This is a genomic window from Hymenobacter jejuensis, assembly GCF_006337165.1.
GTDB lineage: Bacteria > Bacteroidota > Bacteroidia > Cytophagales > Hymenobacteraceae > Hymenobacter > Hymenobacter jejuensis.
The window spans coordinates 3,813,173-3,839,829 of sequence record NZ_CP040896.1; the positions used below are offsets into that span (position 1 = coordinate 3,813,173).

At 57.3% G+C, this 26,657-nt stretch carries 21 protein-coding genes and 1 tRNA gene; 10 read left to right on the forward strand and 12 right to left on the reverse strand.

Annotated elements, in window-relative coordinates:
• Positions 1 to 50: 50 nt before the first annotated feature.
• Positions 51 to 2,279 carry a M3 family metallopeptidase gene (locus tag FHG12_RS15835; RefSeq protein ID WP_139516652.1) on the reverse strand — a complete coding sequence of 743 codons (2,229 nt, stop codon included), beginning with the start codon at positions 2,277 to 2,279 and terminating at the stop codon, positions 51 to 53.
• A 155-nt stretch (positions 2,280 to 2,434) separates the two neighbouring features.
• Here FHG12_RS15835 and FHG12_RS15840 point away from each other — a divergent pair, with 155 nt between their 5' ends.
• Complete coding sequence (locus FHG12_RS15840) at positions 2,435 to 2,767, forward strand: hypothetical protein (protein ID WP_139516653.1); 333 nt, start codon at positions 2,435 to 2,437, stop codon at positions 2,765 to 2,767.
• 42 nt (positions 2,768 to 2,809) lie between these two features.
• Complete coding sequence (gene msrB, locus FHG12_RS15845; RefSeq protein ID WP_139516654.1) at positions 2,810 to 3,298, forward strand: peptide-methionine (R)-S-oxide reductase MsrB; 489 nt, start codon at positions 2,810 to 2,812, stop codon at positions 3,296 to 3,298.
• Here msrB and FHG12_RS15850 read toward each other — a convergent pair.
• Entirely contained in the window at positions 3,295 to 4,344 is a 1,050-nt protein-coding gene (locus tag FHG12_RS15850) for an N-acetylmuramoyl-L-alanine amidase family protein (protein WP_230471150.1), read from the reverse strand. The genes msrB and FHG12_RS15850 overlap by 4 nt on opposite strands.
• 445 nt (positions 4,345 to 4,789) lie before the next feature.
• Between FHG12_RS15850 and uvrA the strand changes: the two genes are divergently transcribed.
• Positions 4,790 to 7,342 carry an excinuclease ABC subunit UvrA gene (uvrA, locus tag FHG12_RS15855; protein ID WP_139516655.1) on the forward strand — a complete coding sequence of 851 codons (2,553 nt, stop codon included), beginning with the start codon at positions 4,790 to 4,792 and terminating at the stop codon, positions 7,340 to 7,342.
• A gap of 108 nt (positions 7,343 to 7,450) precedes the next feature.
• Here uvrA and FHG12_RS21285 read toward each other — a convergent pair whose 3' ends face one another.
• From FHG12_RS21285 to FHG12_RS15865, 3 genes are all read right to left on the reverse strand, one after another.
• Entirely contained in the window at positions 7,451 to 7,576 is a 126-nt protein-coding gene (locus FHG12_RS21285; protein WP_262711405.1) for a hypothetical protein, read from the reverse strand.
• A 162-nt stretch (positions 7,577 to 7,738) separates the two neighbouring features.
• Positions 7,739 to 8,761: a hypothetical protein gene (locus FHG12_RS15860; RefSeq protein WP_139516656.1), complete on the reverse strand. Its 1,023-nt coding sequence runs from the start codon at positions 8,759 to 8,761 to the stop codon at positions 7,739 to 7,741.
• Between the two features lie 132 nt (positions 8,762 to 8,893).
• Entirely contained in the window at positions 8,894 to 9,823 is a 930-nt protein-coding gene (locus FHG12_RS15865) for a histone deacetylase family protein (RefSeq protein WP_139516657.1), read from the reverse strand.
• A gap of 872 nt (positions 9,824 to 10,695) precedes the next feature.
• On the opposite strand from FHG12_RS15865, the gene FHG12_RS15870 reads away from it, so the two are divergent.
• The 5 genes from FHG12_RS15870 to FHG12_RS15890 all read left to right on the forward strand — a co-directional run bounded on the left by FHG12_RS15870 (position 10,696) and on the right by FHG12_RS15890 (position 19,419).
• Complete coding sequence (locus tag FHG12_RS15870) at positions 10,696 to 12,270, forward strand: TROVE domain-containing protein (RefSeq protein WP_139516658.1); 1,575 nt, start codon at positions 10,696 to 10,698, stop codon at positions 12,268 to 12,270.
• 1,001 nt (positions 12,271 to 13,271) lie between these two features.
• Positions 13,272 to 14,678: an RtcB family protein gene (locus tag FHG12_RS15875; protein ID WP_139516659.1), complete on the forward strand. Its 1,407-nt coding sequence runs from the start codon at positions 13,272 to 13,274 to the stop codon at positions 14,676 to 14,678.
• A gap of 291 nt (positions 14,679 to 14,969) precedes the next feature.
• Positions 14,970 to 15,668: a DUF2490 domain-containing protein gene (locus FHG12_RS15880; RefSeq protein WP_139516660.1), complete on the forward strand. Its 699-nt coding sequence runs from the start codon at positions 14,970 to 14,972 to the stop codon at positions 15,666 to 15,668.
• Between the two features lie 140 nt (positions 15,669 to 15,808).
• A complete protein-coding gene (locus FHG12_RS15885; RefSeq protein ID WP_139516661.1) occupies positions 15,809 to 17,245 on the forward strand; it encodes an RtcB family protein in 1,437 nt (478 codons plus the stop codon).
• Between the two features lie 284 nt (positions 17,246 to 17,529).
• On the forward strand, positions 17,530 to 19,419 hold the full coding sequence (locus tag FHG12_RS15890) for a CocE/NonD family hydrolase (protein ID WP_139516662.1): 1,890 nt from the start codon (positions 17,530 to 17,532) through the stop codon (positions 19,417 to 19,419).
• A 6-nt stretch (positions 19,420 to 19,425) separates the two neighbouring features.
• On the opposite strand, the gene FHG12_RS15895 is transcribed toward FHG12_RS15890, so the two are convergent.
• The 3 genes from FHG12_RS15895 to FHG12_RS15905 all read right to left on the reverse strand — a co-directional run bounded on the left by FHG12_RS15895 (position 19,426) and on the right by FHG12_RS15905 (position 21,350).
• Entirely contained in the window at positions 19,426 to 20,031 is a 606-nt protein-coding gene (locus FHG12_RS15895; RefSeq protein WP_139516663.1) for a TetR/AcrR family transcriptional regulator, read from the reverse strand.
• A gap of 249 nt (positions 20,032 to 20,280) precedes the next feature.
• Complete coding sequence (locus FHG12_RS15900; RefSeq protein WP_139516664.1) at positions 20,281 to 20,796, reverse strand: MOSC domain-containing protein; 516 nt, start codon at positions 20,794 to 20,796, stop codon at positions 20,281 to 20,283.
• 59 nt (positions 20,797 to 20,855) lie between these two features.
• On the reverse strand, positions 20,856 to 21,350 hold the full coding sequence (locus tag FHG12_RS15905; protein WP_139516665.1) for a hypothetical protein: 495 nt from the start codon (positions 21,348 to 21,350) through the stop codon (positions 20,856 to 20,858).
• Between the two features lie 237 nt (positions 21,351 to 21,587).
• Here FHG12_RS15905 and FHG12_RS15910 point away from each other — a divergent pair, with 237 nt between their 5' ends.
• The gene (locus FHG12_RS15910; protein WP_139516666.1) at positions 21,588 to 22,250 is read left to right on the forward strand and encodes a Dps family protein; all 663 of its coding nucleotides are present in this window, start codon (positions 21,588 to 21,590) and stop codon (positions 22,248 to 22,250) included.
• Between the two features lie 63 nt (positions 22,251 to 22,313).
• Here FHG12_RS15910 and FHG12_RS15915 read toward each other — a convergent pair whose 3' ends face one another.
• Positions 22,314 to 22,817, reverse strand: a complete 504-nt coding sequence (locus FHG12_RS15915; protein WP_139516667.1) for a low affinity iron permease family protein — start codon at positions 22,815 to 22,817, stop codon at positions 22,314 to 22,316.
• Positions 22,818 to 23,144: 327 nt separating this feature from the next.
• On the opposite strand from FHG12_RS15915, the gene FHG12_RS15920 reads away from it, so the two are divergent.
• A tRNA-Leu gene (locus FHG12_RS15920) sits at positions 23,145 to 23,227 on the forward strand.
• Positions 23,228 to 23,317: 90 nt separating this feature from the next.
• Here FHG12_RS15920 and FHG12_RS15925 read toward each other — a convergent pair.
• From FHG12_RS15925 to FHG12_RS15935, 3 genes are all read right to left on the reverse strand, one after another.
• On the reverse strand, positions 23,318 to 24,868 hold the full coding sequence (locus FHG12_RS15925; RefSeq protein WP_139516668.1) for an NFACT RNA binding domain-containing protein: 1,551 nt from the start codon (positions 24,866 to 24,868) through the stop codon (positions 23,318 to 23,320).
• A gap of 518 nt (positions 24,869 to 25,386) precedes the next feature.
• Complete coding sequence (locus FHG12_RS15930; RefSeq protein WP_139516669.1) at positions 25,387 to 26,154, reverse strand: MBL fold metallo-hydrolase; 768 nt, start codon at positions 26,152 to 26,154, stop codon at positions 25,387 to 25,389.
• 99 nt (positions 26,155 to 26,253) lie between these two features.
• Positions 26,254 to 26,631, reverse strand: coding sequence for a response regulator (locus FHG12_RS15935; RefSeq protein ID WP_139516670.1), 378 nt, complete (start codon positions 26,629 to 26,631; stop codon positions 26,254 to 26,256).
• Positions 26,632 to 26,657 lie beyond the last annotated feature (26 nt).

Below are 26,657 nucleotides of genomic sequence, written 5' to 3' on the forward strand. Positions count from 1 at the left end.
AGCTAAATCCCCGCTCTAGTGGTTGAGGCGTCTCGTGGGCCAGCGGCTCACTAGCTTTTCTTGCCGGTCGCTTTCTTATCGGCGGGTTTGCTGGCTTTGGCGTCCTTCATCGGAAAGCCGCGCTCGCGCATCAGAGCGTCGATTTTCGGGTCGCGGCCGCGGAAAGAACGGTAGGCTTCGGCCGGATCGACGGTGTTGCCGACGGAGAAGATCTTGTCTTTCAGGCGCTTGGCCACGGCTTTGTCATAGGGGCCGCCGGCTTCCGTGAAGGCGCCGAATGCATCGGCCGCCAGCACCACCGACCACAGGTAGCTGTAATAGCCCGCCGAGTAGCCATCGCTCGAAAAGACGTGCGAAAACTGCGGCGTGCGGTGGCGCATCACCAGCTCGCTGGGCATGCCGAGTTGCGTCAAGGTTTCGCGCTCAAACTTGTCGGGGTCAATCTTCTGGGCGCCAGCCAAATGCAGCTTCATGTCGATGAGCGCACTGGCCAGAAACTCGGTGGTTTCGAAGCCCTGATTGAAGGTTGACGCCTTTTCAATCCGGTCGACCAACGCTTGCGGAATGGGCTTGCCGGTTTGGTAATGCACGGCGAAGCGCTGTAGCACCTGGGGCGTAGGCAGCCAGTTTTCCATGAGCTGCGACGGAAACTCCACGTAGTCACGCACCACGCTCGTGCCCGCTAGCGACGGATACGTAACGTTGGAAGAAAGGCCGTGCAGGGCATGCCCAAACTCGTGAAACAGGGTGGTGGCGTCTGTCCAGGAGATGAGCGTAGGCGCACCGTCCTTGCCTTTCACGAAGTTCGAATTGTTTGATACAATGGTAGTTACCTCGCCATCCATGCGTTCCTGATTGCGGTAGGCGTTCATCCAGGCGCCGGAGCGTTTGCCGGGGCGAGCATACGGGTCGAAGTACCAGAGGCCCACGTGCTTGCCGGTGGTTTTGTCTTTTACTTCCCACACCTTCACATCGGGGTGGTAGACGGGCGCATTGGTTACGGGCGTAAACGTGAAGCCGAGCAGCTCGCCGGCTACCCAGAACATGCCTTCGCGCATCTTATCGAGTTGCAGATACTGCTTTACCTCGTTCTGGTCGAGGTCGTAGCGGGCTTTGCGCACCTTCTCGCCGTAGTAGCGGTAGTCCCAGGGCTCTATTTTGAAGGTCGCGCCCTCCTTTTTTGCAAGTGTCTGCATATCAGCCACTTCCTCTTTTGCACGCGCTACGGCCGGCGTCCAGACTTCCTCCATCAGCGCCATGGCTTTTTCGGGCGTTTTGGCCATGGTGTTGTCGAGGCGCAGGTGGGCGTGCGTAGGGTAACCGAGCAGTTTGGCGCGCTCGGCGCGGAGCTGCAAAATATCGGTGATCAGGGCGTTGTTGTCGTGCTCACCGCCGTTGTCGCCGCGGTTGACGAACATGCGCCAGGCCTTTTCCCGCAGCTTGCGCTGGTCGGAATAGGTCAGAAAGGGGTCGATGGACGAGCGCGTATTCGTGATCACACCGGCCGCCGTGAGCTTGCGCGCGGCCGCGGCATTGGCCGCATCGTCGCGCAGAGATTGGGGCAGACCACCCAAGTCGGCGGGCGTTTTCAGCACCAGCACCGAGTCGGTTTCGTCGGCGAGCACGTTCTGGCTAAAGCGCGTAAACAGGCCTGCCAGCTGCTGATTTATCTCCGACAAGCGCGTTTTGGCCTTGGCGTCGAGCTTGGCACCGGAGCGCACAAAATTATTGTAATACACCCACGTCAGGCGTTGTTGCTCGGGCGTCAGCTTCTTCTTGTCGGGCGAATTATACACCGTTTCGATGCGCCGAAACAGGGGCCCGTTCTGCGTGATCTGGTCGCCGAAGGCGGCCATGCGCGGCGCCATTTCGCGCTGCACGGCCTGTACCTCGGGGTTGTTCATGGTGCCAGTCCATACTCCATACACCGTCTGGACCTGATCGAGGGCGTGGCCGGCGCGCTCCAGGGCCGCGATGGTGTTCTCGAAAGTTGGGGCCTTCTTGTCGTCGGCAATCGCCTGAACCTCTGCTAAGTTCTGCGCCATCGCGGCTTCCAGCGCCGGCTTAAATTGGCTTACCTGAACTTTGTCGAAAGCCGGAACGCCGCCATACGGGCCAGCCCACGGGGCCAGTAACGGGTTCAGATCGGCGCGGGTCGAAAAGCCGGCCGCGGGTGTAGTTTGGGCAATGCTTGGCGTAGGGTTCACGTTGGCAGCAAGGCTACAGATGAGCAGGGCCTGCGCCAGCCGCCCACCCGGAAAGGTGATTGATTTAGACATAAAGAAGGAACAGGTCGTTTCAAAAGTGCAGGCCTGAAGGTACTACCTATAAGGCTGGTTTGCGGCGGCGGGTTCCCTGGGTCGTCGGGCAGTCTTTTTGCGCCACTCCCTGCCGAAGGTAGGTTGCATCTGGCCTAGCTGCCGTATACTTGAGCATGAGCCTAGACAGCAGCACCTTTTTTCTTCACACGCCCGACGCGGAAAAGACCACCATCGAGACCCAAACGGCCTCCGGCAGCGTCCAGCAACACGATGCCTTGCTGATTGCCCAAACGCCTCGCCAGAAGCTGTTTGTAACGCTGGATACCAAGCGCCGCTACGTTACCCTCACCTACGTCGACGACAGTTCCGACGACATAGAGCTGGACTTTGTGCAGGACTACGAGGAAGTAGAAGATCTTTTGGAGGATGCCGGCCTCTACGGCCGCCACGACGGCGAGCTCGGCGTTCTGTACCACAACTTGCTGTTCCTGCTTATGAATCCGTAGTTAATATATAAGATATTGATTATCAATAGATTATAAAATATCGTGCTGCGCTTGAAAGACATTCTTTACTTCGCCAAATACAGCAACCCCGAGCCGCCGCGGCGCGTGGAGCAGTCGGAGGAAGCGTGGCAGGCACAGCTGACGCCGGCGCAGTTTCGGGTACTGCGGCAAAAAGCAACCGAATCGCCGTACCGTAACGCGTATTGCCGCTCCTACGAGCCGGGCGTGTACGCGTGCGCCGGCTGCGGGAGTTTGTTGTTCAACTCCACGGAGAAGTACCGCGCCATTTCCGGTTGGCCCAGCTTCACGCAGCCAATCGCCAAAAACGCCATCCGGTACGCGTTCGACGACGGCCACGGCATGCAACGCATCGAAGCGCTCTGCAACGTCTGCGAGGGCCATCTGGGCCACGTGTTTCCGGATGGGCCGGAGCCGAGCGGCCTGCGCTATTGCATCAACTCCGAAAGCCTGCTCCGACTCGCGGAATCGGCCGAACTCCCTGTTACTCAGCCCTTGCCGAACGGCATTTAGCGGCGGGCGCGGTAGTCGGCGATAATTCCTTCGCAGATCCAGTTGGCCATCGCTTGGCGGTTGTCCGGAATCACAAAACGGCGCTGGTCCTTAAGGTTTTGGATGTTGCCAAGCTCCATAAAAACGGCCGGCGGGTGGCTGTTGCGCACCACATACAGCGTGTTGCGGGACGATACTTTTCCGGAATAGGCCCGGTTTGGCTGGGAGCGTTTGTAGCGGGTAGTGAAGGTCTGGTGGATGCGTTCGGCCAACCGCTGCCCGGCCGCGCTGGCCGAGTTGTGGTAGAAAAACACGTCGATGTTCTGGCTTTCGCTGCGGCTGTCGACGTGCAAACCCAGGAAGCGTTGATACGTGTTGCGGTGCTGGCCATGCAGCTTGTTTACGGCATTGATGCGCTGGCGCAGGCGGGCGAGCTGGCTGCGCGGAATCGGTTGCTGCGGATACGTCACTTCGTCGTAGTCGGTTAGGAGCACCGGCTGGTCACGAATGCCGTCGTTGGGGTCCTGAATGATCATGTACACCAACGCGCCGTGCTCCGTCAAGACGCGAGCCAGCCGCAGCGCAACGTCATACGCGTATTCATCTTCGGCCAGCGAATAGCCGCCGTACTTCCCAATCGCGCCCGGATCGGGGCCGCCGTGCCCCGACGACACGTACAGGATTGCGCCCCGCAGCGCTTGATCGCGCACGGCTACTCGCCCGTAGGCACTGCCAAATAACGACGCGAGCGGAACGGGTGCCGTTTTTCTCACCGAAGCTGTTCGGCCGGCAGTGGCGGCGCTGGGTTTCGGCTTGCCGGCAATAGCTCGTGGCGAGGCGTTGGGCAAGCGGTATTTTCGGCCCGCAATAAGGTCTTTCCCTTTACTGAGGTTCGCCCGATTCAGCGCCAGAAATGCCTGCAAATGCGTATTCGGATTCAGGCCATAACGGCGCAGCAGCAGTTGGGTGCCATCGCCGCGGCGGGCCACTACTTGCCGATAAGGGTCCTTGCTAAATGCCAGAACGGAAGCCAGCAGAAATACTAAAAACAGGGAAATCGTACGCAAAAGCAACGAGCTAAAGTGGTAAAATCAGTCGTTTACGATGATGGAGGCGCAAACCGTTGGCCTCGGTATATAAACGCTTGACTGACAAATTGCTGCATACAAAAACAAGCAGTTTAGCTATCAGGCCAATGGCCAAAAGTACAACACAAAGGCCCGGCTGGCAGCAAGGCATATGCGCAGCAGCGTTTTCCGTCAAAACGAAACAAATACCCTAGCAGCTCCTGAAAAACAGGACTTCCCGCTTGCATACCCAAGCCGATGCAGGTCATTTGGTGACTAGCTGAAATCGTAGCAGGCGCTGCATAGCTGCAAACGGAAGAGTTTTTTCAGCTGCGATTCGTATCTGGCGCCGCCAGATACGTAAGCGTGCTCGAAGCTGCATTTGCAAACCTTCTTTGATAGGTTGAATGCACGCTCTGCTCTCACGTCCTTACAACGCTAGCCCATGGCCAATAACTCTGTTTCGCAAAATCAAAATAGCGATAGTCAGCTGCATACGGGTTTTGTGCGCGTGCGCGGAGCACGGGAGCACAATCTAAAAAATGTCGATCTCGACATTCCGCGCGATGCGTTAGTGGTGTTTACGGGCGTATCGGGCTCGGGAAAATCGTCCTTGGCTTTTGGCACCCTCTACGCCGAGGCCCAACGCCGCTACCTCGAATCGGTGTCGCCGTATGCGCGGCGGCTGTTTCACCAGATGGCTGTGCCCGAAGTCGACGCCATCGACGGCTTGCCGCCGGCCGTGGCCCTGCAACAGCAGCGCGGCACGCCCACCACACGCTCGTCGGTGGGCAGCGTCACGACGCTCTCGAACCTGTTGCGCATGCTGTATTCGCGGGCCGGCGATTATCCTGCTAATCAAAGCATTGTATATGCCGAGGGATTTTCGCCCAACACGCCCGAGGGTGCCTGCCCCACGTGCCACGGCTTGGGCCGTATTTATGAAGTAACGGAAGAATCGATGGTGCCCGACCCGTCGCTGACCATTCGGGAGCGGGCAATTGCGGCATGGCCCCAAGCCTGGGGCGGCCAAAACCAGCGCGACATCTTGGTTACGCTGGGCTACGACGTAGATACCCCCTGGCGCGACCTTCCCCAAAAAGACCGCGACTGGATTCTGTTTACCGACGAGCAACCGGTGGTGCCTGTGTACCCCGGCTACTCGCCCGCCGAAACGCAGCGCGCGCTCCGGCGCAAGGAGCCGCCAAACTACATGGGCACGTTTACGGGTGTTAAGCGGCACGTGCTGCACACCTTCGCCAACACCCAAAGCCCGCTGATGAAAAAGCGGGCGTTGCAGTACATGATCAGCACGGCCTGCCCACTTTGCCACGGCAAGCGCCTGCGGCCCGAGTCGCTGTCGGTGACCTTTGCCGGCCTGGACATCGCCGATATGTCGGGGCTGCCTTTGAAGCGTGTGAGCCAGTTGCTGCGCCCTTTTGCCGACGGCACTGCCACCGGCCGCAAAAAGCACGATGCTGCGCACCCTGAGCAAGTAATTGTGAGTCAGCGCATTGCAGCCGACTTGGTAGCACGCCTTGCCGTGCTGCTCGATCTGGGCTTGGGCTACCTGTCGTTGGAGCGCAGCACGCCCACGTTGTCGCCGGGCGAATTGCAGCGCCTGCGTCTGGCTACGCAGCTGTATTCCAACCTGTTCGGGGTGGTGTACGTGCTCGACGAACCCTCGGCGGGCCTGCACCCCTCCGACACCGAAGCCTTGCTGAAAGCCTTGGCCAGTCTGAAGAAAGCTGGCAATTCGCTGTTTGTCGTCGAGCACAACCTCGACGTGATCCGGCAGGCCGATTGGCTGGTAGACGTTGGGCCCGCGGCCGGCGAGCAGGGTGGCGAAATACTCTACAGCGGCCCGCCCGCCGGGCTTGATGAGATAAGCGGTTCACAAACAAGGCGTTACCTTTTTGTATCGGACAACAAAAAAGAGCTTCGCACCTCGCGCCCGCCCGCTGGCTGGTTGCGGCTGGCTGGCGTTACGCGCAACAATTTGCAGCAACTCGAGGTGAAGTTTCCGTTGGGCGTGCTCACCACGGTTACGGGCGTATCGGGCTCGGGCAAATCGAGCTTGGTAAGCCAGGTACTGGTAGAACTGGTAGCCGAGCAGCTAGGGCAGGAGGTGCTGCTCGAAGAAGAGGAAGGCGCCGACCCGCTGGAGCGTGCTGCCCCGATCGAGACCGGCGGGCGCATTGTCGGCGGCATGGAGCACCTCAAACGGCTGGTGCGCGTCGATCAGAAGCCCATTGGTCGCACGCCGCGTTCCAATATGGCCACCTATACAGGGTTGTTTGACCATGTGCGCAAGCTGTTTGCTGCTACCAAAATGGCCAAAGCCCGCCGCTACGACGCGGGCCGGTTTTCCTTCAACGTTGCCAAAGGCCGCTGCGAAAACTGCCAGGGCGAGGGCTTTGTGATGGTCGAATTGCTCTTTTTGCCCAGCGTGTACGCGCCCTGCCCCGTCTGCCACGGCTCGCGCTACAATGCCAAAACCCTGGAAGTCACCTACAAAGACAAAAACATCGCCGAAGTACTAGCCCTGACTGTGGACGCGGCCTGGGAGTTTTTCGCCGACGAGCCGACGGTGCTGCGGGCCCTTACGGTGCTGCGCGAAGTGGGCCTGGGCTACCTGCGCCTCGGCCAGCCGGCCACCGAGCTGTCGGGTGGCGAGGCCCAGCGCATTAAGCTGGCGACGGAGCTGCAACGGGCCCAGCGCGGCAACTCGCTCTATGTGCTCGACGAGCCCACCACCGGCCTGCACCCCTCCGACGTGGAAAAGCTGATGACCCAACTCGAGGGCCTGGTCGAAGCCGGGAACACGGTCATTGTGGTGGAGCACGACATGCGCGTGGTGGCCGGCAGCGACTGGGTAATCGACATGGGCCCCGGCGCGGGCGACGAAGGTGGGCAGGTGGTGGCCGCTGGTCCGCCGGCGGAAGTCGCCAACGTCAGGGAAAGCCGCACCGCGCCGTATTTGGCTAGGTTTCGGTAAGATTTCACTTCCAAGACGCGCTTTGTAGCCCTGCTCTGTGATAGTGTTACATACTATTGTTTTTATCCTGCATAAATATCTGTATATCAGATATTTATGCAGGATAAATTAGCAGGCTGCGGCTACGATGGTGGGCTGGGTTTCCTGCATTCTGTGATAGAATACATGGCAGGAGGCCAGCACGAACCGGAAGATGACCGGCGCCACCCAACCCGAGGCAGGGTCGCTGCTCATGAGGTGGGCGATAAAGGCGAACACAAATGTAACGCCGAAGCCGGCATGGGCCCTGGCCAGGTGACTAATGCCAACTTTCTGTTGGTTAGGTATTTAGCCTGAATACCGAATAGGCGATGGCGCCGCCTGACAGAACGCCGGAAAGCAAGGAAAAGGGCTTGTTTAAATGGACTCGTGGCCTTCGGCGGCCAGCTGTTTCAGCAAGTCGCGCAGGCCGCTGGGCTCGGCTATGGCGTGCCTGATGTGCTGTAAATACTCGGCTTCGGCGCGGAGGTGGCGCTTGAGCTGGCGCAGCTCGGCTTCCTGCTTTTTGCCGGTGCTGCCAAAGAAGCCGTTGGCGCCAAACTTCAGTTCATTCATGCGTTGCTTCAACTCGGTTTGCTGCCGGTGTAAGGCCTGCGTATAGCGCGTCAGCAGGTCGTCGGAAGCGGCGTCGCCGTCGGCGGAGTGCTCCGACAAGAGTTGGAGCAGCGTGTACAGGTCGTTGGCCTCATAAGCCTCCGTAATCTGCTGCATCCGGATGGTTTTGGCCTGCGCGCGTTCGGGGTCGCGTTCGAGGTCGGGGTGGTTGGCGCGGGCCAGTTGGCGATAGACGGCTTTGGTGTTGCCCAGCAGACTTTGCTGCTGGGCCTGGGCTTCGCGCTCGGCCGCTTCTTGGGCGCGCTGGGCTTTGGTTTTGCGGCGTTGGCCTCCGCGTTGGGGCTCCGAAGTATGGTTTACGTCAGCTTGATAACTATATGATTCAGTGATAGTTATATTTTGGGCCTTTTGATGGGTAGCATATCGCTGTAGAATTTCGGTTGCGTCTTCGCCAAAACGGTCGCGCAGGGAGTGGGCATTGGCAACGATCAGAGACGTAATCTGCTGCTCCTCGGCACGGCTGAAAAAATGCAGCAACAGCGCTTCTTCCAACGGAGGAAATAAGGCCTGCCGCGCCGTCACTACGGCCTGTGCCAGCGGCCCCACGTGTTGCCAGTAGCGCCGCCGGGCGTCGGCCTGTTCTTCCTCCAAGTCGCGGAGGCGCTGCCGCAGGTTCTCGACGTCCAACACCGCCTGCCGAAAAGCGCGTTGGGCCGGTGAGCCCACCGCTTCTTCGGCCGGCTCAGGGCGCAGGCTGCTGTGGTGCACTGCTGGGCTGGTGGAGGGATCCGGGTGGTCGGCCGGCGAATTGGAAGAGTGGGGCATAGGGAAAGGGAAAACAGCAATTGCTCGATTTTTACACCCATTGTCCTTTGTAAAGATTAGAATGACAAGGTGTTATGCGTAACGGCTGAATAGGTTGGGTACGCTCGCTAAGCAGTTATCGCTTTTGCAAAACTACACCGCCAGCGGCTGGCACGGGGCGTCACCCCACAATTCGTAGGCTACGCGGAACGTGTTGCAGTGCGCGTCCACGATGTCGGCGATGCGCTCGGAGTAGCCGCCGCCCATACTTACGGCGACGGGCAGGGCGTGCTGGTGGCACAGCCCGAGCACAAACTCGTCGCGCTGCCGACAGCCGCGCAGCGTAAGCGCCAGTTTGCCGAGCTTGTCGGTTTTGAGCACGTCGACGCCCGCCTGGAAAAAGATAAAATCCGGCTGCACCTGCTGGAGCAAGCGCGGCAGCGTAACGCGCAGCAACGCCAAGTACGCCGCATCTTCAATGCCCAGGTGCAGCTCCAAATCCAGGTCCGATTGCTCCTTGCGCAGCGGGTAATTGGCCCCGGCGTGCATGGAAAAGGTAAACACCCGTGGCTCATCGCGGAAGATGCTCGCCGTGCCGTCGCCCTGGTGCACGTCCAGATCAACTACCAGAACCTGCCGGGCCAAGCCGTGGTGCAATAAGTGAGCGGCCGCAATGGCAATGTCGTTGAGCACGCAAAAGCCTTCGCCGTGGTCGGCAAAGGCATGGTGGGTGCCGCCGGCTAAGTTGAGCCCGATACCATCGCGCAGGGCCCGCCGCGCCGACTGCACCGTCCCCGCCGAGCTCGTCAGCGAGCGCCGCACTAGTTGCTCGCTCTGCGGCAGGCCCAGGCGGCGCACTTCGGCCGGCGAGAGGCACTGGTCGCGCACTTTCTCCCAATATTCCCGCGTGTGGACGCGCAGCACGTCATCCAGCGCGCACAGCCCCGGATCATAAAAATCCTCGGGTGGCGCAATGCCTTGCCACAGCAACTGCTCGCGAATCAGCTCGTACTTGGCAATCGGGAACCGATGACCGGGCGGCAAGTCCAGAAGATAACGATCGGAAGTGGCAAGGCAGGGCATGCAAAGGCGTGTGAAGGAGCGGCAGGAGCGTGTATACGCAGGCTACGCATTCTGGCGCTAAAAGCAAAGCCGCCCGAGTCGCCTGCACACACCTGAAAGGGGCCGCCCCGAAAAACCAGAAGAATAGCCACGTATTTTGATAAGCGCTACGGAGGGAATAGGGTAGTGAGTTAGCTGCCACCGCTGACTTTAAAAGCACAAGAATTCTGAGTTTAATAAATGTTAAGAACGGCTATTTATATTCGTTCGAAATAAAGCCTTTGTTTAGTTGATTGTTTTTGAAAAATTATTTTTAAATATTTTTAACTATTACTTGCATGTTAGAAAAAGACCATTCATATTTGTCCTATCAAAATCAATAACGCCATGCAACGCTGCTTTAATACCTCCCACATCCAATACGATCTGAAGCCATGGGCTTCTATCGTGGTTCGGTATAGCTAGGCAGTAGCAGACTCCCTCTGAAACTTCCGCGACCCGAACCTAACCAGTTCGGGTTGTTTGTTTTACAACGCATTCTACCCGTCAGGCCATGCTCCAGCAGCTACCATTTACAACATCAGAATCCAATAAACGGCATACAAGCCGCCATTGGGATTGGTGTGGCCGGGATTTTTCGTCGGATTATTTACGTCGGTAATCATTACGTGACGTATCCGTGAAAAAGGCCCGGCTCTCCCAAGAGTCGGGCCTTTTTCATGTTTATTAATCGAATAAAAATGATTTTATTCGGGGCGGAACAGGTATGTTCTTTTAGTAAAATAATACACAGTTGAATTAATAATTAAGGCAACAAGTCGAGCAAAGTTTATCGCTTTATATAAACTATTGATGCACCATTACACCATTTCCTAGCTCACATTTTTACCCTTATGCGCTTCAACTTTACCCTCCGTAAAACCCAGCCCAACGCCATCAACTACGAAGGCGCTGCAGCTTACCAGCTCACGCCCCAGCTGGAACTGTATGCTGCCGTGGCCACTGCCGCGCTCAGCGACCAGTTCTACGAAAAGGCCGACACGCGGCTGACGCGGATGCGTCAGTTGGTAGCGCAAAACGACCCTTTGTTTGTGGCCCAATTGGCGGTATACGCTCGCGAACGGCTTTATCTGCGCTCAGTGCCCTTGGTGCTGGTTGTGGAGCTGGCCCGTCTGCACCGCGGCGACAATCTCGTGAGCCGCTTGGTGGCCCGCGTGGTGCAGCGCGCCGACGAAATCACGGAGTTGCTTGCTTTCTATGCCCAAGCCAACGACCGCGGCGGCACCAAAACCCTCAACCGCCTCTCCAAGCAATTGCAGAAAGGCTTGGCCCTCAGCTTCAACCGTTTCGACGGCTACCAGTTGGCTAAGTACGACCGTGCCGGCACCATTCGCCTTCGCGATGCGTTATTTCTGGTGCACCCTACGGCCCGCGATAGGGCTCAACAAGCCCTGTTCGACCAGCTTGTAGCGGGCACGCTGCCAACGCCTTACACTTGGGAAACCGAGTTGTCGGCGCTGGGGCAGGGGAGCTTCGCCAACGACGAAGCACGCGCCGCGGCCTTCCGCGCCAAGTGGGAGGAGCTGATCGGGAGCGGCAAGCTGGGTTACATGGCCTTGCTGCGCAACCTGCGCAACATCCTCGAAGCCGACGTGTCGGCCGAGGCAATGGATCGGGTGTGTACCATGCTCGCCGACCGCTTTGCGGTGGCGCGGGCCCGGCAGTTGCCGTTTCGGTTCTTGGCCGCTTACCGCGAGGTGGAGGCCATGAATACGACTACGGGCCCGGTAACTAAGGTGCTGACTGCCTTGGGGTTACGTGGTGGTCACGTAGCGGCCGTATTGGCAGCACTGGAAGCGGCTATCGTGCACTCGGCGGACAACTTGCGCGGCTTCGGTTCCGAAACCCGTGTGGTAGTGGCCTGCGACGTGTCGGGCTCGATGCAGCAGCCGGTGTCGGCGCGCAGCAAAGTGCTGCTCTACGACGTGGGTTTGGTGCTCGGCATGCTCCTACAAAGCCGTTGTAAGCAGGTAGTTACGGGCATGTTCGGCGACCGTTGGAAGCGTGTGGCATTGCCTCAGGGCCAAGTGTTGCGCAACGTGCAGGAGCTGTACCGCCGCGAAGGCGAGGTAGGCTACAGCACCAACGGGCATTTGGTCATCCGCGACCTGCGGGAGCAGCGCGAGCGGGCCGACAAAGTGCTGGTGTTCACCGACTGCCAGCTCTGGGACAGCCGTGGCCACCAAGACACGCTGGCCCACGAGTGGCGCGAATACCGCCGCACGGTGGCCACGCACGCCCGGCTCTACCTGTTCGACTTGGCCGGCCACGGCACCACGCCGGTGCAAGTCCAGGCTGCCGATGGGGTTTTCCTCATCGCGGGCTGGTCGGATAAAGTGTTCGACGTGCTCCACGCGCTGGAAAACGGCGGCACCGCCCTGACCGAAATTGAAAAAATAAAATTGTAAACACGCGGCCATGGGAACGGCAAATAAGAAAGCGGTTGTCGTTCCCACCACGCCTTAATTACTTAGTTAATAAAATGAAAACCAGTCGATTAGCCAATTATCAATTATTGATTTCCGCCAACGCGCAAGGTGCCGTAGATAGGCGTTACTTCGGGATTTTTCTTCGGGCGTGCCAGCTCAATAGCCAGGCCACGTCTGCGGGTTCGAATCCCGGCCTTGCTGCCAAGCAAGCGTAAGATCAACGCCGATCGCCTGTTGCCCTTGTCCGTTGGCAAGAGATGCATAATTAATCCGCCGGGTGTCGTAGAGCAGCGTTACTTCGGGTCGCGGGTTCGAGCCCCGCCTTTCGCACACTGGCTCAGGCTGCGAAAGTAGCTCAGTAGGTAGAGCAGAGCGGCCTTGGCCGTATACTTCCGCTGCTCGCCAGTTGCCCCCGCGGTTTGATCGTCATCAACTACTTCACTGGGTGCCGTAGGGCAGCCATACTTCGCTCCAAAAATAGGTCCTGTCGCGGGTTCGACTCCCGAATTAGTGCTTCGGCACTGCGGCTGGCAAATTGGTAGGGCAGGACCAATGGTTGCGCGCTTGTTGCCCCAGTGAAAAATGCGCCGGTGGGTGCCGTAGCCGAGTCTTACTTCGACTTTTAATCGCCTGGTCGCGGGTTCGAGTCCCGCTCATTGGCTCCTAGGCCGATGGTAGCTCAGTTTGGTAGAGCAGGAAGACTCAGCGCCCGTTGCCCCTTTCCGTAGCCTTCCCAAACACCGGATGTCGTTCAGTGGGTGCTCACCAGTGATTGGGTATCGAGTTGTGTTAATGTAATTTCATAAATAATTGATAATCAAATATATATGAAAAAAGTATTTACCATCAGCAAATTTAGAAAAGCCATCGTGCGGATTTTCCGCAAGCATCTTCACCGCTTTGCGGCCCTGAACTGCTTGGATAGATAACCTGCTCACGCCCGCTGGCTTCGCTTTTTCTCCTTTTAAAATTCCCCTTTTATGGCACAACAATTACGCGGCAATGACCTTCGGCAACTTGGTTTTCCAGAAGGTCGGGCCATTGGCTTGGCGCTGGCCCAATTGCAGCGCAAGCATTTGAAAAAACTCTCACATACCGATCAGCTAACGCTCTTGCAGCGGGTGCTGCAAACGCCCACCGAGTTCTCCACCGACCTCGATTGGAGCCACGTGGCAGCGGCCCTTTTGCCCCCGCCCAGCCGCCACATCGCCTTGACCGAGCGCAAAGAATACGCCCTCTACGGCGCCGAGCACATCGAGCAAGGCGCTATCCATCAGATGGAAACGGCCATGAAGCTGCCCGTGACGGTAGCTGGCGCCCTGATGCCCGACGCCCACCACGGCTACGGCTTGCCCATCGGCGGCGTATTGGCGACGGATAACGCCGTAATTCCGTATGCCGTGGGCGTCGACATTGGCTGTCGGATGGCGTTGTCGGTGTTGCCCTTGCCGCCGCAGTTTCTGGGGCAGCGGGTGCAGGAGCTGCGCAAGCTTTTGCTCGAACACACGCGGTTCGGCAACCGCGACGGTTTCCAGCACGGCCGCAAAATGGACCACGCCGTGCTCGAACGCAATGAATTTCAGGACATTGGCTTTCTGCGCAACAAGCAAGCCACGGCCGCGGCACAAATCGGGACGTCGGGGGGCGGCAACCACTTCGTGGAGTTCGGCATCGTGGAGATCACCGAACCGCAAAACGAGCTGGGGCTGCCGCTGGGGCAGTACGTGGGCTTGCTCTCGCACTCCGGCTCGCGGGGTTTGGGGGCCAGCGTGGCCAACCACTACACGCAGCTCGCGATGGAAAACTGCCAGCTGCCGGCCGAAGCCAAGCACCTCGCCTGGCTGTCGCTCGAAACGGAGTTGGGGCAAGAATACTGGCGGGCGATGAACCTGGCCGGTGATTACGCCTCGGCGTGCCACTTTCAGATTCACCACCGCATTGCCAAAGCCCTGGGCGAGAAGCCTTTGGCTAAGGTCGAAAACCACCACAACTTCGCCTGGAAAGAACGCATGGCCGACGGCCGCGAGGTAATCGTGCACCGCAAGGGCGCCACGCCGGCCGGCAAAGGCGTGCTCGGCATGATTCCGGGTTCGATGACGGCGCCGGGCTTTATTGTGCGGGGCCGGGGAGTGGCCGAGTCGTTGGCCTCGGCGTCGCACGGCGCCGGCCGCCGGATGTCGCGGACGCGGGCCAAGCAGGAGCTGGGCGAAGCCGAAGTGCGGCGCTACCTCGCCCAGCACGGCGTAGAGCTCATCGGCGGCGGCCTCGACGAAGCACCCATGGCTTACAAAGACATCCACGCCGTGATGCAAAGCCAGCAGGAGCTAGTGGACGTGCTCGGCACCTTCACGCCGCGCATTGTGCGGATGGAGGGCGCCAGCACGTAAGTTGCTGATTAAAAATAAGTTAACTGAAAAAGAGCACAACCCTATTGTGCTACTTTTTGCTTTCCCGACTTGCGAAACCGCGTGATGGCTTTCGCTTCTGAGCGACCTCTATATTTGTGCTGGCCGTTAGCAATTTTTCGTAGTGGGGTTCAGGAACGCTTGTGTTCATTTAAATCCATTTCCAACATGTTGATGAACAAGTGCTTACTCGTGTTGGGTTTTGTGATGGCGTTAACTGGCAGCGGCATGCAGGCTGCTTAGGCCCAAACGCCCGCCAACCCGGCCCAGCCCTTGGGCAGCTGGTTTATCGGGACGGTACAGCTGCCGGGCAGCCCGGAAAAGAAGTGGGGCGGTTTTGCGGAAGTGCAGGCCCGTACCAACGCGCTTTTCCGGCAGTATTTCTACAACGAGCTGAAAGGTGGGGTGAGCTACGACCTCGACAAAAACTTCACGGTGATGCTCGCCGGCGGCCGCTACTCCACCTCCGACTACAAAGCGCTCGAAGACGGGCCGCTCAACGTGGAAAAACGCCTCTGGCTGCAACTGGTGCTCAATCAGTACCTCGAGCGCGTAAAGATCGAGCACCGCTACCGCATGGAGCAGCGCTGGTTTGACTACCGAGGCGACAGTTCGGCGACGCGCAACCGCATCCGGTACCGGCTCAACACCTTCATCCCGCTGAATGCCAAAACCATTGCCGCCAAAACTGTCTTCCTGTCAATCTACGACGAGATATTTCTCAACCCGAAAGGGCCTGTGTTTGAGCGCAACCGAGTGTATGCGGGGGCCGGTTATCAATTCAACCAGCACCTGGCCCTGCAAGCCGGTTGGGTAAATCAAGCCAATTACAACCTGCCCGTTGTGAAGCAAGGGCAGTTCGTCCCGCAGAATACCTCGGCCAAAAACAACGTAGTCTTGGCCCTGACTTACCGCCTGTTTCACCGCGACGTCGCGCCAGCCCACGAGCACTTGCCTTCGCAGCAAGATTAAAAAAACTGGTTACATAATTATCTGTATATCAATGTATTATGTGACTATGGGCTGCGCGCGTTAGCAACCGTCTCAAGCTCGGCTATAACCTGGCTTGCCTTCCCCGCGCTACTACAGACACCACCCACCAACTGTAGATCATGGCTAAGGCGACAAACAAACTGCACAGTAAAGACCTCCGGCAGCTCGGTTTTACCGACGAGGCTACCATCAGTTTGGCCTTGGATATTTTGGACCAGCGGCAGTTTAGAAAGCTGGATAAAGGCAGCGCGCAGGCGTTGTTGCAGGAAATCCAAACCGATCCGCACAAGTTTGTGCGCGACGAAGATTGGCGGCCCTTGGCGCAGAAACTCGTGCCGCAGCCCAGCCGCGACGTCAAGCTCAACCTCGAAATCAAGGATTATCGTCGTTACGGCGACGCCTTCATCGAAGATGGCGCCCGCAAGCAGATGGATACGGCCATGCAGCTGCCCATCACCATCGACGGCGCTCTCATGCCCGACGCGCATCAGGGCTATGGCTTGCCCATCGGCGGCGTGCTGGCCGCCGACAATGCCGTGATTCCGTACGGTGTGGGCATGGACATTGGCTGCCGGATGTGCTTGTCGGTGTTTGACTTACCGCCGCGCTACCTCGATCAGCGGACGCAGGAGTTGCGCAAGCTGCTGCTGAACAACACCCGCTTTGGCGGCAAGGAAGTCTTCAAAAACCCCACCGATGACCCGGTGCTGGAGCGCCCGGAATTCAAAGAAATCGCGGTGGTGCGCGGCAAGCGCGAAGCTGCCATCAACCAAATGGGTTCTTCGGGCTCCGGCAACCACTTTGTGGAGTGGGGTGTGGTGGAGATCTCGGCCGAAGACAACGAGCTGAACCTTCCGGTTGGTCAGTATTTGGGGCTGCTTTCGCACAGCGGCTCGCGCGGGCTGGGGGCGGCCATCGCGCAGCACTATACTAAAGTGGCCATGAATAAGTGCCCGCTCCCGCCCGAAGCACGCTACCTCGCGTGGCTCGACATGAACTCCCAGGAAGGGCAAGAATACTGGCGGGCCATGAACTTGGCCGGTGACTATGCTTCGGCCTGTCACCACGACATACACCGCCGGCTCAGCAAAGCCTTGGGCGAGAATGCATTAGCCCAAGTCGAAAACCACCACAACTTTGCCTGGAAAGAAACGCTATCGGACGGGCGCGAAGCCATTGTGCACCGCAAGGGCGCCACGCCGGCTGGCGAAGGTGTTCTCGGTGTCATTCCGGGCTCCATGACGGCTCCCGGCTTCATCGTGCGCGGGCGCGGCGAGCGCGATTCCTTGCAATCGGCCTCGCACGGCGCCGGCCGCCGGATGTCGCGCGGCCAAGCCATGAAAACACTCAAGGAAGGGGAGGTGCACCGCTACCTCCGCGACCACGGCATCGAACTCATCGGCGGGGGCCTTGACGAAGCACCCATGGCTTATAAGGACATTCACCAAGTAATGGCCCATCAGCGCGACCTAGTAGATGTACTGGGCTCGTTTACGCCCAAAATCGTGCGCATGGACGCCGGCAAAAGCGGAAAGAGCAGGTATGGCGGTGAATAGGTAAGCTATTGATTAATAATGAATTATGCATAGATCTAAAAACTAGTTCCCCTCCTCAGCTGAGGAGGGGCTAGGGGTGGTTGGCAAGCATCAGAACGAATTCTAGTTTTCTAACTCTAATCATTCAACCACCCCTAACCCCTCCTCAGCTGAGGAGGGGAACTAGCTTTTAGCTGCTAGTCCTACTTTAGGCTTTGGCGTTAACCCAGAATTTTCGGGGCTTATTTAGTTGCGTTGAAATCGTGCTTCATCTAAAGCTTCCGCCGTTTCCGTAGCTTTCCTCCATGACCCGTCTTGTTTCCGTTGCGGCCCTGCTCGTCGCCCTAGCCAGCGCCCCGACGGCACTGGCTCAACTCCAGATTACGCCGGCGGCCGATACGGCTTTCGTGCGCGCCAACTACACCAAGCTCGACCGCCAGATTCCGATGCGCGATGGGGTGAAGCTCTACACGGTGATCTACGTGCCCAAAGACGCGGCGAATGTGAAATATCCGTTTCTGATGGAACGCACGCCGTATTCGGCCGCACCCTACGGCGAATCGAATTACCGCAAGCGCGGGCCGGGTCCGAGCGAGGAGCTTTCGCGTGAACGGTATATATTTGTTTATCAAGACGTTAGGGGTCGGTGCAAAAGCGAGGGACAGTTTGAGGAAATGACGCCCAACGTGCCCGGCAACAGCGGCAAGCAAACCGACGAAAGCTCCGATACCTACGATACCATCGAATGGCTGCTCAAAAACGTGCCGAACAACAACGGCCGCGTGGGGCTGATGGGCATTTCGTATCCGGGTTTCTACGCCACGGCCGCTCTGCCCGACGCGCATCCGGCCCTGAAAGCCGTATCGCCGCAAGCGCCTGTGACAGACGAGTTTATCGGCGACGATGCCAACCACCGCGGCGCGTTTTACCTGCTCGATAACTTCGAATTTATGAACTACTTCGACGCACCCCGCCAAGGCCCCGTGGCGGAGTACGCGGAGATGTTTGCCGCCAAACCCACCGACTTATACAAGTTCTTTCTGGAACTGGGGCCCATCAAAAACGCCAACAACGCCCAGTATTTTAACAACCGCGCCAAAACCTGGAACGAGTACATGGCGCATCCCACCTACGACGCGTATTGGAAAGCCCGCAACATCCGGACGAGCCTGCAAAACGTGAAACCTGCGGTGTTGGTAGTCGGGGGCTGGTTTGATGCCGAGGATTTATTCGGGGCTTTGAAAACGTATCAAGCCCTTGAGAAACAGAACCCTGGCACCGACAACCGCCTCGTAATGGGCCCTTGGACGCACGGCGCGTGGGCCCGTGCCGACTGGAGCAAATTTGGCCCGCTGAACTTCGGGCAGAATACGGCCAAATACTACCGCGAAAAGCTGGAAACCCAGTTTTTTAACCACTATCTCAAGGACAAAGGCTCGTTCGGAGCGGCTGAAGCAACGGTGTTCAACACGGGCACCAACGACTGGAAAACCTACGACGCGTGGCCGCCTAAAGCTGCTCAGCCGCGCACGTTGTTTTTCCAGCCCGCCAATCAGCTGTCCTTCAATAAACCCACCGTTGCCGAAAGCTCCAACGAATACGTCAGCGACCCGGCTAACCCCGTGCCCTACACCGACGGCGTGTATGCGCATCGCAACAACGAGTATATGGTTGAAGACCAGCGCTTTGCCAGCAAACGCCCCGACGTGCTCACCTTCCAGACCGCGCCGCTCACCGAAGACCTAACGTTGGCTGGCCCGCTCACCGCCGACTTGTTTGTAACCACCACGGGCACCGACGCCGACTTTGTAGTCAAGCTCATCGACGTGCTGCCTGCCGGGGCAGCAACTCCTGCCTCGGATGCGAAGAATACGCAAACAAATGGGTATCAGCAGCTTGTAAGAGCGGAAGTAATTCGCGGGCGGTTCCGCAACAGCTTCGAGAAGCCCGAGCCTTTCCAGCCTGGTAAGGTTGCCGAAGTGAAATACGAACTCAACGACGCACTGCACACCTTCAAAAAAGGCCACCGCCTGATGCTGCAAGTGCAAAGCTCTTGGTTTCCGCTGGTCGACCGCAATCCCCAAACGTTCGTGAACATCCCAACCGCCGATGCCAAGGATTTTCAGAAAGCCACCATCCGGCTCTACCACGACGCCAAGCGTCCGTCGGCAGTTAGCATGTTGGTAGTGAAGTAGATATGCTTACTTCCGTAGGCCGTTTAGCAGCAGCGTGAGTGTGTATTGTAGCTTTTCCTGCACCGGCGCATAGTCCACTTCCTGCGCGAAAGCGGTGCGCGAGCGTTGTACGGCCTCGTGCTTGATGCCGTCGGCGACGGTAAGCAGCGCGTCGGCGGCGCGCTCGCCGTTGAGCTTCAGAAACTCGCGGTCTTCGACGCCTTCGCGCAGGAGTTGGCTCAGAAATGCCAGTTCCTGCTCGCGCACGGCTTGGTATACGTCGTCGAACATGGGCTCGAAGCGTTGCAGGCTTTCGATGCTAAGTTGGTGCAGGTTAAGGACTTGCCGGTAGTAGGCGAGGCGGCCGGTGAGGTAAGCAACAATCTTATCGGCAGCTCGATCGAGCGGCTTTACCTGCTCTTGTAGTGCATTTAGGTAATGCTCGGCCTCCAGCATCACCACCTGAATGAATAGATCTTCCTTGTTTTTGAAATAGTAGTACAGCGACGCCTTATTAAATCGCGCCGCCGCCCCGATGTCTTGCAGCGTCGTTTTTTCAAACCCAAACCGGCTAAAGCACTGGCTAGCAGCCTTCAGAATTTGGTCCCGCTTGTCGTCTCGTTTCACTGACATGAAACAAAGTACGGCCGTTTTTCTGCTTTTCAAACAATCTGCTTTATTATTTGAAAAGCAAAAAAATGGCTTTTGCCATTCGTTGCCCGCGACTGGAGCGGATGTTATGTTGATGTAATAAGCTTCTCTGTATAAATAAATTACCCTCTCAGATAGAAGGGACTTGCTTCGAAACGTTGCCCTATAAACGCAGTTTTTTTATGCTAAAAAGCAGCATAAAAAAACTGCAATTCGGCGTTTAGCTGTGGGTTACTCCATTACCCGCACAGGGTCGCCGGGGCGGATGAGGCCGCCTTGCACAATGCGCGCCGTGAGGCCGCCGTGGCCGCGCATGGCGTTGTAACCGCCGGGGCCTAGCTCTTCTTCCATGCGCGAGCACGGGTGGCATTCGCCTGTAATTTCCAACACCACTTCCTCGCCGATGCACACCTGCCGGTTCTTGAGCGCCAGCAGGTTCAGGCCGCTAACAACCAAGTTTCGGCGCAACCGGCCCGGCTCAACGGGCGCATCGAGCCCCAAAAAGCCTGCTACTGCCGCCAGATGCTCGTGCTGTAGGAGCGTAATCTGGCGCTTGCCACCGGGCTTGATACGAGCATGGTCGCCGCGCAGGTGCGCATCGGTCAGGACTTCGGCTTCGGGCAGCGACACGAGTGGCTCGCGGCGCACAGGCCGAATCCCAATCCATTCGAGGCGGCCCGTCTGGGGGAGGGTGGCCAGCAGACGGGCTACCGTCGATTTGTCGTCACCAAAGAATGGAAATGGCATTTTTATAAATGTTTGATAATCAAATGTTTGCAATTTGTCTTTTTAGCCCGCCAACCTACTTACGGCAACTTGGTGGAGGCGTTGTGCTCGTTCTCGAAAGCATTCGATACAAAATCGCTGCGGGTTTCGGGATGCATAATCTGGCCGCCTAGGTTGCCAGCCCGGGCCATCAGGCCGAAACTGAGTAGGGCACCCGCGAGCGCGAAGCGGGCGAGCAACGCGGCCCGCCGGTGTTGGTGGTTGAGCAGGAGCACACTGCCCAACGCCAGCGCACCTGTAGCCGACAGCACCCAGAAAGCCAGCTCGGCGGCTTCTTCGTGCTCGTGCAAAAGGCTACGGCTCACACCAGGCTGGTGTTCGACTACTTTTTCGGCGCCTTCGCCCGTGAGTTGGGTGGGCATGGCCAGCACCGCTGCCACTACCAACGTAACCAAACCCGTACGCAGCACGACGGCATTCTGGCGGATCATGCCCGTCAGCATCAGCACCAGCCCAAATAAGCTGCCCAGAATAGGTGTATGGTTCAGGATCAGGTGGATATGCGCTTCGTTCACGGACAGAGTCGGGTTGGAGTAGGGAAGATCAAAAAGCGTGGGGATGCCAAAGATAGAAACAAGGCCCACCCAATGCCGGATTTGTCCGACAGCAAAATATTACACAGCGGGTAGCAGAAGATTTGGGCTGTTGGCCTAACCTGCTCGTTGCTACCGCGTACTGTAAGGCATAGAAAAGCACGCTTCAGCTTGCTGATTTACAGCGTTCACAACCGAGAATAATTCCCTTCATCTATTATGGCAACCAAAACCACCAGCAAAAAAGCTGCCGCCGCTCCTGCTTCGCGTACGGCGTCCAAAAAGGCGGCTCCCGCAACTGATGCTCGCGCCGAAGTAAGCGTGCAGCCCATCCTGAACCAGCAGCAAAACCCGCCCGCTGCGCTTCAGCGCTACGGCACCGTAAAGCAACGCCTGCAAATTGCGTTGCCCGACGATGTGCGCCAGCAAAGCGTAACGCAGCTCAACCAGATGCTGGCCGACACCATCACGCTGCGCGACATGTACAAAAAGCACCACTGGCAGGTTGTAGGTCCTACTTTCTACCAGCTGCACTTGCTCTACGACAAGCACTACGAAGAGCAAAATGAGCTGGTCGATACCATTGCTGAGCGCATCCAGATTTTGGGTGGTGTTGCTATTGCAATGGCCCACGACGTGGCCGAACAAACTAGCCTCGAGCGCATCCCCCGCGATCGGGAGGAAGCGCCGGTCCAGGTGTCGCGTTTGGCTAAAGCCCACGGAATCATCCTGAAAAACTGCCATGATTACGCCAAGAAAGCGGCCGACGCCGGCGACGACGGTACCAACGACTTGCTCGTAAGCAACGTGATGCGGACCAACGAATTGCAAGCGTGGTTCTTGTCGGAACATGTGGTTAACACCCCATTGGCCCAGAGCTAGCCCTCATCCAACAACCCCGCAACAAAAAGCCCCTGCCATACTTGGCAGGGGCTTTTTGTTGGATTACTTACTCGCTTCGGCAGGGAAGTGTGCCTTGCGTTTCTTCTCGTGGTTTTCTTCGGCTTCTTCCACGGAGTGCGTATGGCCCAAATCTTTATCGGCTTTGGCCTTTTCGGCCAGCAGGCAGAAATATTGATGCAGCGTATTAATCTCTTCTTCCGTGAAGTCCTGCGCGTTGATCAGGCGGTTGCTGGCGCCTTGCGTGGCCGCCAGCAACTCATTGAGTTTCAGGTGTAAAACCAGCGAGTCTTTGTTCTGTGCCCGCTGAATCAGGAACACCATCAGGAAGGTGATGATGGTCGTGCCGGTGTTGATGACCAGCTGCCACGTTTCGGAATACTTAAACACCGGGCCCGTAACCGCCCACACAAGTACGAGGAGCGTGGCAAGGCTGAAAGCGAGCGTAGAGCCGGAAAACTTGGTTATCTGTTCTGCAAATCGCCCAATAGCGGAAGAAAAGGTGCCCGTTTTGTTCTCAGTTCTTTCTTCCTTCAGAAGTTGTTGCATAGGTGGGGAGAAGGTTAGGGTAAAGAAATGCTGTAAAAGCGTTTGCAGAAATTATGCCTTTATGTGACCGGCCAAGGAGCAAGTGGTCCAAGTCGCCATTAAAAAATTAAAATTAGGGCCAATAAATGAGCGGCTAATGAACTACCGTTGCCGCTGATTACGAGCTTCTAAGCTCGCTTTTAACTTGCGCGTAGGAGCTTCAGGCTGAAAAAATATGCCAGCCAGCTTGCACCGGTTGTCGCAAGTATCTACTTTTGTCCTCGCTTCGCCGCCTCAACGAAGCCGGAAGCACTTGCTTCTGTTTAACAAAGCGTTGTTTCAGTCCCTGCGCACGTGGTGAAACTGGTAGACACGCCATCTTGAGGGGGTGGTGCCCTCCGGGTGTGGGAGTTCGAATCTCCCCGCGCGCACATTCAAAAGCCCAACCTATTTAGGTTGGGCTTTTTTGTTATAACCCTCTGTCTGTCAAGAGTTTGCGCAGTAATAGATAGTGGAGCCGATTAGCTATTGCGCTCAAACGGGTTGACCGGCTCTACCAATACCACGCGCTCTCGCTCTACCACTACCGACCCGGCTACAGCGCCTTTGGGTTTGCGCACGAACTTTTTGGGCGTGACCGTGACCGGGCACAGCGAATCGTTTTTGCGCCGCGAATACCAAGCGGCCAGTTGCGCCGCACGCTCAACTACGGGATCGGGGACGGTTTGCCCCGCGCGGTGCCGGATCACGACGTGCGAGCCTGTTACGTCCTTGGCATGTAGCCACAGATCGTCTTTGTGGGCGTAGCGTTGGGTAAGCAGGTCGTTGTTTTGAGCATTGCGGCCCACCAGGATGGTAAAGCCACTGTCTTCGAACACTTTAAACGGCAACTCCGTGGCGACTTTGGCTTTAGTTTCAGGCTCCAGAGCGTGCTGCTTGCGCCAGGTGCGTAATGCGCGCAAATCAGTCAGAGAAGCGAGTTCTTCTAGCCGTTCGAGGCACCAGAACGCCTCCGTTTCGCGCCGCTCGATGCGCTCCTGAAGCTGGCGCGTTTCGATCTGCTGATTTTTGGCCTTGCGGTAGAGATTTTGGGCTGTGCGCTGGGGCGTTTCGGTGGGCTTGAGTTTCACCGTACGCACTTGGTCTTGGTAAAAATCGAACAGGTCGGCCTGCGCTGCTCCCGTCGGAATTTCGTGCAGGTGCGCCATTATCAGGTCGGCGGTCTGGCGGTAGCTCGCGCCGTGTTCTAAGGCATGCAGCCGCTGCTGGGCCTGAGATGCGCTGTTGGTAGCTTCCTCGGCACGGCGTTCGAGGGTTTGACGCAGCTGCTTAAGCTCGGTTTCATAGGCCCGACGGCTCAGGACCATCGGCACGAAAGCTCGTAGCGCGGCCACCGGATCGGCTGGGAGCGTTTGCTCGATGTGCCCCACAGGCAGCAAGCTCAGCCGTGTACGCCCCTCAACCGAGACGAGGTAATATTCTGTTGGGCTTTCGAGCCGCGCGACGACATTTGCCACCAGTTGCTCACGCTCAGCCGCATCTGCCGTGTCGTAGCCGTGGGCGCGCAGATAGCGGGGGGGGAGATCTCCGAGCGCCGGATAACGCTTCAACGGATCGGTGTGTGCAAGGGGAGTAGCTGGCAAAGCAGGCGCTAGCGTAGCATCGGCCGTGAATCGCTGGTGAAACAGCTCCACCGCGGCATCCGGCGCAGCCCGAAATACGGCGTTGGGCCGGATGCCGTACAGCTTCAGTAGGAGCGTAGCACCATCAGCGAAAGCAAATCGTAGGACCCGATCGTGCGGGAATACGCTCACGTCAGCCACAGTTCGGCCCAATAAATCCGGCAGCAAATCGACGGAATTGGCGCGGGCGCGGTGAAACGTATCGGGTAGTGCCAACGCCGGGAAAGTAGCCGAAAGCTGGGCCTTCAGCCAAAATTCGGTAGTGCCGTTGGTCAGGCCAATTACCAACTCGTCCTTCTCCTGCGAAAAGCAAGTAACAACTTTAAAACCTGCGAGTTGCCGCGTAAGTGCAGGGGCCAGCTGGCGCAGGAAATAGTAGTTGTTGTGCATGGTGTAAAGTTTAGATAGCTGAAGAGGCTACGTCGCAGCCGGCTTCTTCTAGTTCCAATAACTGCATCAGCAACATTCTCGACCTGCGCACTGCAAACCAAAATGGAGCAAGTACTGAAAGTAAACCGAAAGCTAACACACCTAAGGGAAACAGATAAGGCAACAGACTAGAAGTACCCGTATCTATAATTATCCCTATCATAAATAAGCATATACCAAACAACATGACGATGCCAAACCAAAATTGAACAGGTGGCAGTCGATGCTGTAAGCATAAGGTACTGGATGCGCCATCCGAAGTGACCCAACCCCTAATTTGGGGCCGTGTTGAAACACTAGTATACCACGTAAGATGTCGGATCTTAAACGAATCTTCGTCTACAAAGCCATGAAAAGGCTCGCGACGCCAGCCAAATTGGAAAAATGGGGCCGTATTAGTCCGTACCCGATGAAGAAGATCAACTGGGGTTAAAGGTGAGTAAAACTGCTCGGTAAGACTTGGAAACAGCCTCATCTTATCATAGCGTTATCTTGAGGCCGTCATAGGCCAACCGAACAAAGTCTGGTAGCTCAGTTTCTACTTCGCGGTGACGACCCAGTTGATGGCTGATGTGTGTAAGATAGCCGCGGCGCGGGGCCAAATCGGTCAGGATGTCCACGGCTTCCTGAAGCGTGAAGTGCGAAATGTGCTTCTCGTGGCGCAGCGCGTTGAGGACGATTACTTCCGAGCCGCGCATTAGCTCCAGAGATTCAGGCGAGAGGTAGTTGGCGTCGGTGAGGTAAGTGAAATTGCCGACCCGAAATCCAAGCACGGGCAGTTTGTAATGAAGTGCCCGAATAGGCTGAAATTCAACCCCTTCCACCGAAAAGCTGTTGGTGTCGCTCAGAATCGGAATGGTGTTTACCTGCGGTACGCCGGGGTATTTCTTTTCGGCAAAAATGTATTCGTATTCGCGCCGCAGCTGGCTGAGTACGCGCTGCTCGGCATACACCGGCATGTCCTGTTGCTGCCGGAAATTGTACGCCCGGATGTCGTCCATGCCGGCCGTATGGTCTTTGTGCTCGTGCGTAAACACCAGCGCATCAAGGTGATCGATCCGCTCGCGCAGTACTTGCTGCCGGAAGTCGGGGCCAGAGTCGATGATGATGCTCTTGCCTTGCACGCGCAGGTGCACCGACACGCGCAGCCGCTTATCCCGAAAATCAACGGAACGGCACACGTTGCAATGGCACCCAATAACGGGTACCCCCTGCGACGTGCCCGTCCCGAGAAATGTAATTTCCATAGTTAGAAGTTAGAACTGAGAAGGGAGCGATGAGACTCTACACGCTGATTCTGCTTTAAGCTAGCCTCATACCTCACTTCCTGCATCTCACTTCCGTATTTACCCTACATATTGTTTTACCACGCGTACAAGTGCGTCAAAATCAAGGGGTTTGGGTAAGTAATCCGTTACGCCGGCTTCCCGAAACTGCTCCATCGAGTAGTTGTTGGCGTTGCCGGTGATGGCGATGATAGGCAATTGCGCAATGCGCGGATCGGCGTTGCGACGGATTTCCCGCGTGCACTCCATCCCGTCTTTCACCGGAATGTTGATGTCCATCAGCACGCAGTCAATTGGCTGGCTTTCAACTTGTTTGATTACTTCGCCACCATTTTTGGCCGACACAATGCGGTATTTTTGGAGCTCCAAGATTTTCTTGGTGAGGTTTAGAATTACGGAGCTGTCTTCCGCAATCAGAATCGTTTTATTCTCGGCCATGGGAGAGGAATTGTGGTGCTAGTTGT

Excerpts from the sequence above, each read along its gene's own strand:
- FHG12_RS15915 (WP_139516667.1), bottom strand. The coding sequence starts at position 22,817 with ATGCAACAACTTCTGAAGGAAGAAAGAACTGAGAACAAAACGGGCACC.
- FHG12_RS15860 (WP_139516656.1), bottom strand. The coding sequence starts at position 8,761 with ATGCCCCACTCTTCCAATTCGCCGGCCGACCACCCGGATCCCTCCACC.
- FHG12_RS15890 (WP_139516662.1), top strand. The coding sequence starts at position 17,530 with ATGACCCGTCTTGTTTCCGTTGCGGCCCTGCTCGTCGCCCTAGCCAGC.
- FHG12_RS21285 (WP_262711405.1), bottom strand. The coding sequence starts at position 7,576 with ATGAGCAGCGACCCTGCCTCGGGTTGGGTGGCGCCGGTCATCTTCCGG.
- FHG12_RS15935 (WP_139516670.1), bottom strand. The coding sequence starts at position 26,631 with ATGGCCGAGAATAAAACGATTCTGATTGCGGAAGACAGCTCCGTAATT.
- FHG12_RS15925 (WP_139516668.1), bottom strand. The coding sequence starts at position 24,868 with ATGCACAACAACTACTATTTCCTGCGCCAGCTGGCCCCTGCACTTACG.
- FHG12_RS15870 (WP_139516658.1), top strand. The coding sequence starts at position 10,696 with ATGCGCTTCAACTTTACCCTCCGTAAAACCCAGCCCAACGCCATCAAC.
- FHG12_RS15835 (WP_139516652.1), bottom strand. The coding sequence starts at position 2,279 with ATGTCTAAATCAATCACCTTTCCGGGTGGGCGGCTGGCGCAGGCCCTG.
- FHG12_RS15895 (WP_139516663.1), bottom strand. The coding sequence starts at position 20,031 with ATGTCAGTGAAACGAGACGACAAGCGGGACCAAATTCTGAAGGCTGCT.
- FHG12_RS15840 (WP_139516653.1), top strand. The coding sequence starts at position 2,435 with ATGAGCCTAGACAGCAGCACCTTTTTTCTTCACACGCCCGACGCGGAA.
- FHG12_RS15910 (WP_139516666.1), top strand. The coding sequence starts at position 21,588 with ATGGCAACCAAAACCACCAGCAAAAAAGCTGCCGCCGCTCCTGCTTCG.
- FHG12_RS15875 (WP_139516659.1), top strand. The coding sequence starts at position 13,272 with ATGGCACAACAATTACGCGGCAATGACCTTCGGCAACTTGGTTTTCCA.
- FHG12_RS15865 (WP_139516657.1), bottom strand. The coding sequence starts at position 9,823 with ATGCCCTGCCTTGCCACTTCCGATCGTTATCTTCTGGACTTGCCGCCC.
- uvrA (WP_139516655.1), top strand. The coding sequence starts at position 4,790 with ATGGCCAATAACTCTGTTTCGCAAAATCAAAATAGCGATAGTCAGCTG.
- FHG12_RS15885 (WP_139516661.1), top strand. The coding sequence starts at position 15,809 with ATGGCTAAGGCGACAAACAAACTGCACAGTAAAGACCTCCGGCAGCTC.
- FHG12_RS15900 (WP_139516664.1), bottom strand. The coding sequence starts at position 20,796 with ATGCCATTTCCATTCTTTGGTGACGACAAATCGACGGTAGCCCGTCTG.
- FHG12_RS15930 (WP_139516669.1), bottom strand. The coding sequence starts at position 26,154 with ATGGAAATTACATTTCTCGGGACGGGCACGTCGCAGGGGGTACCCGTT.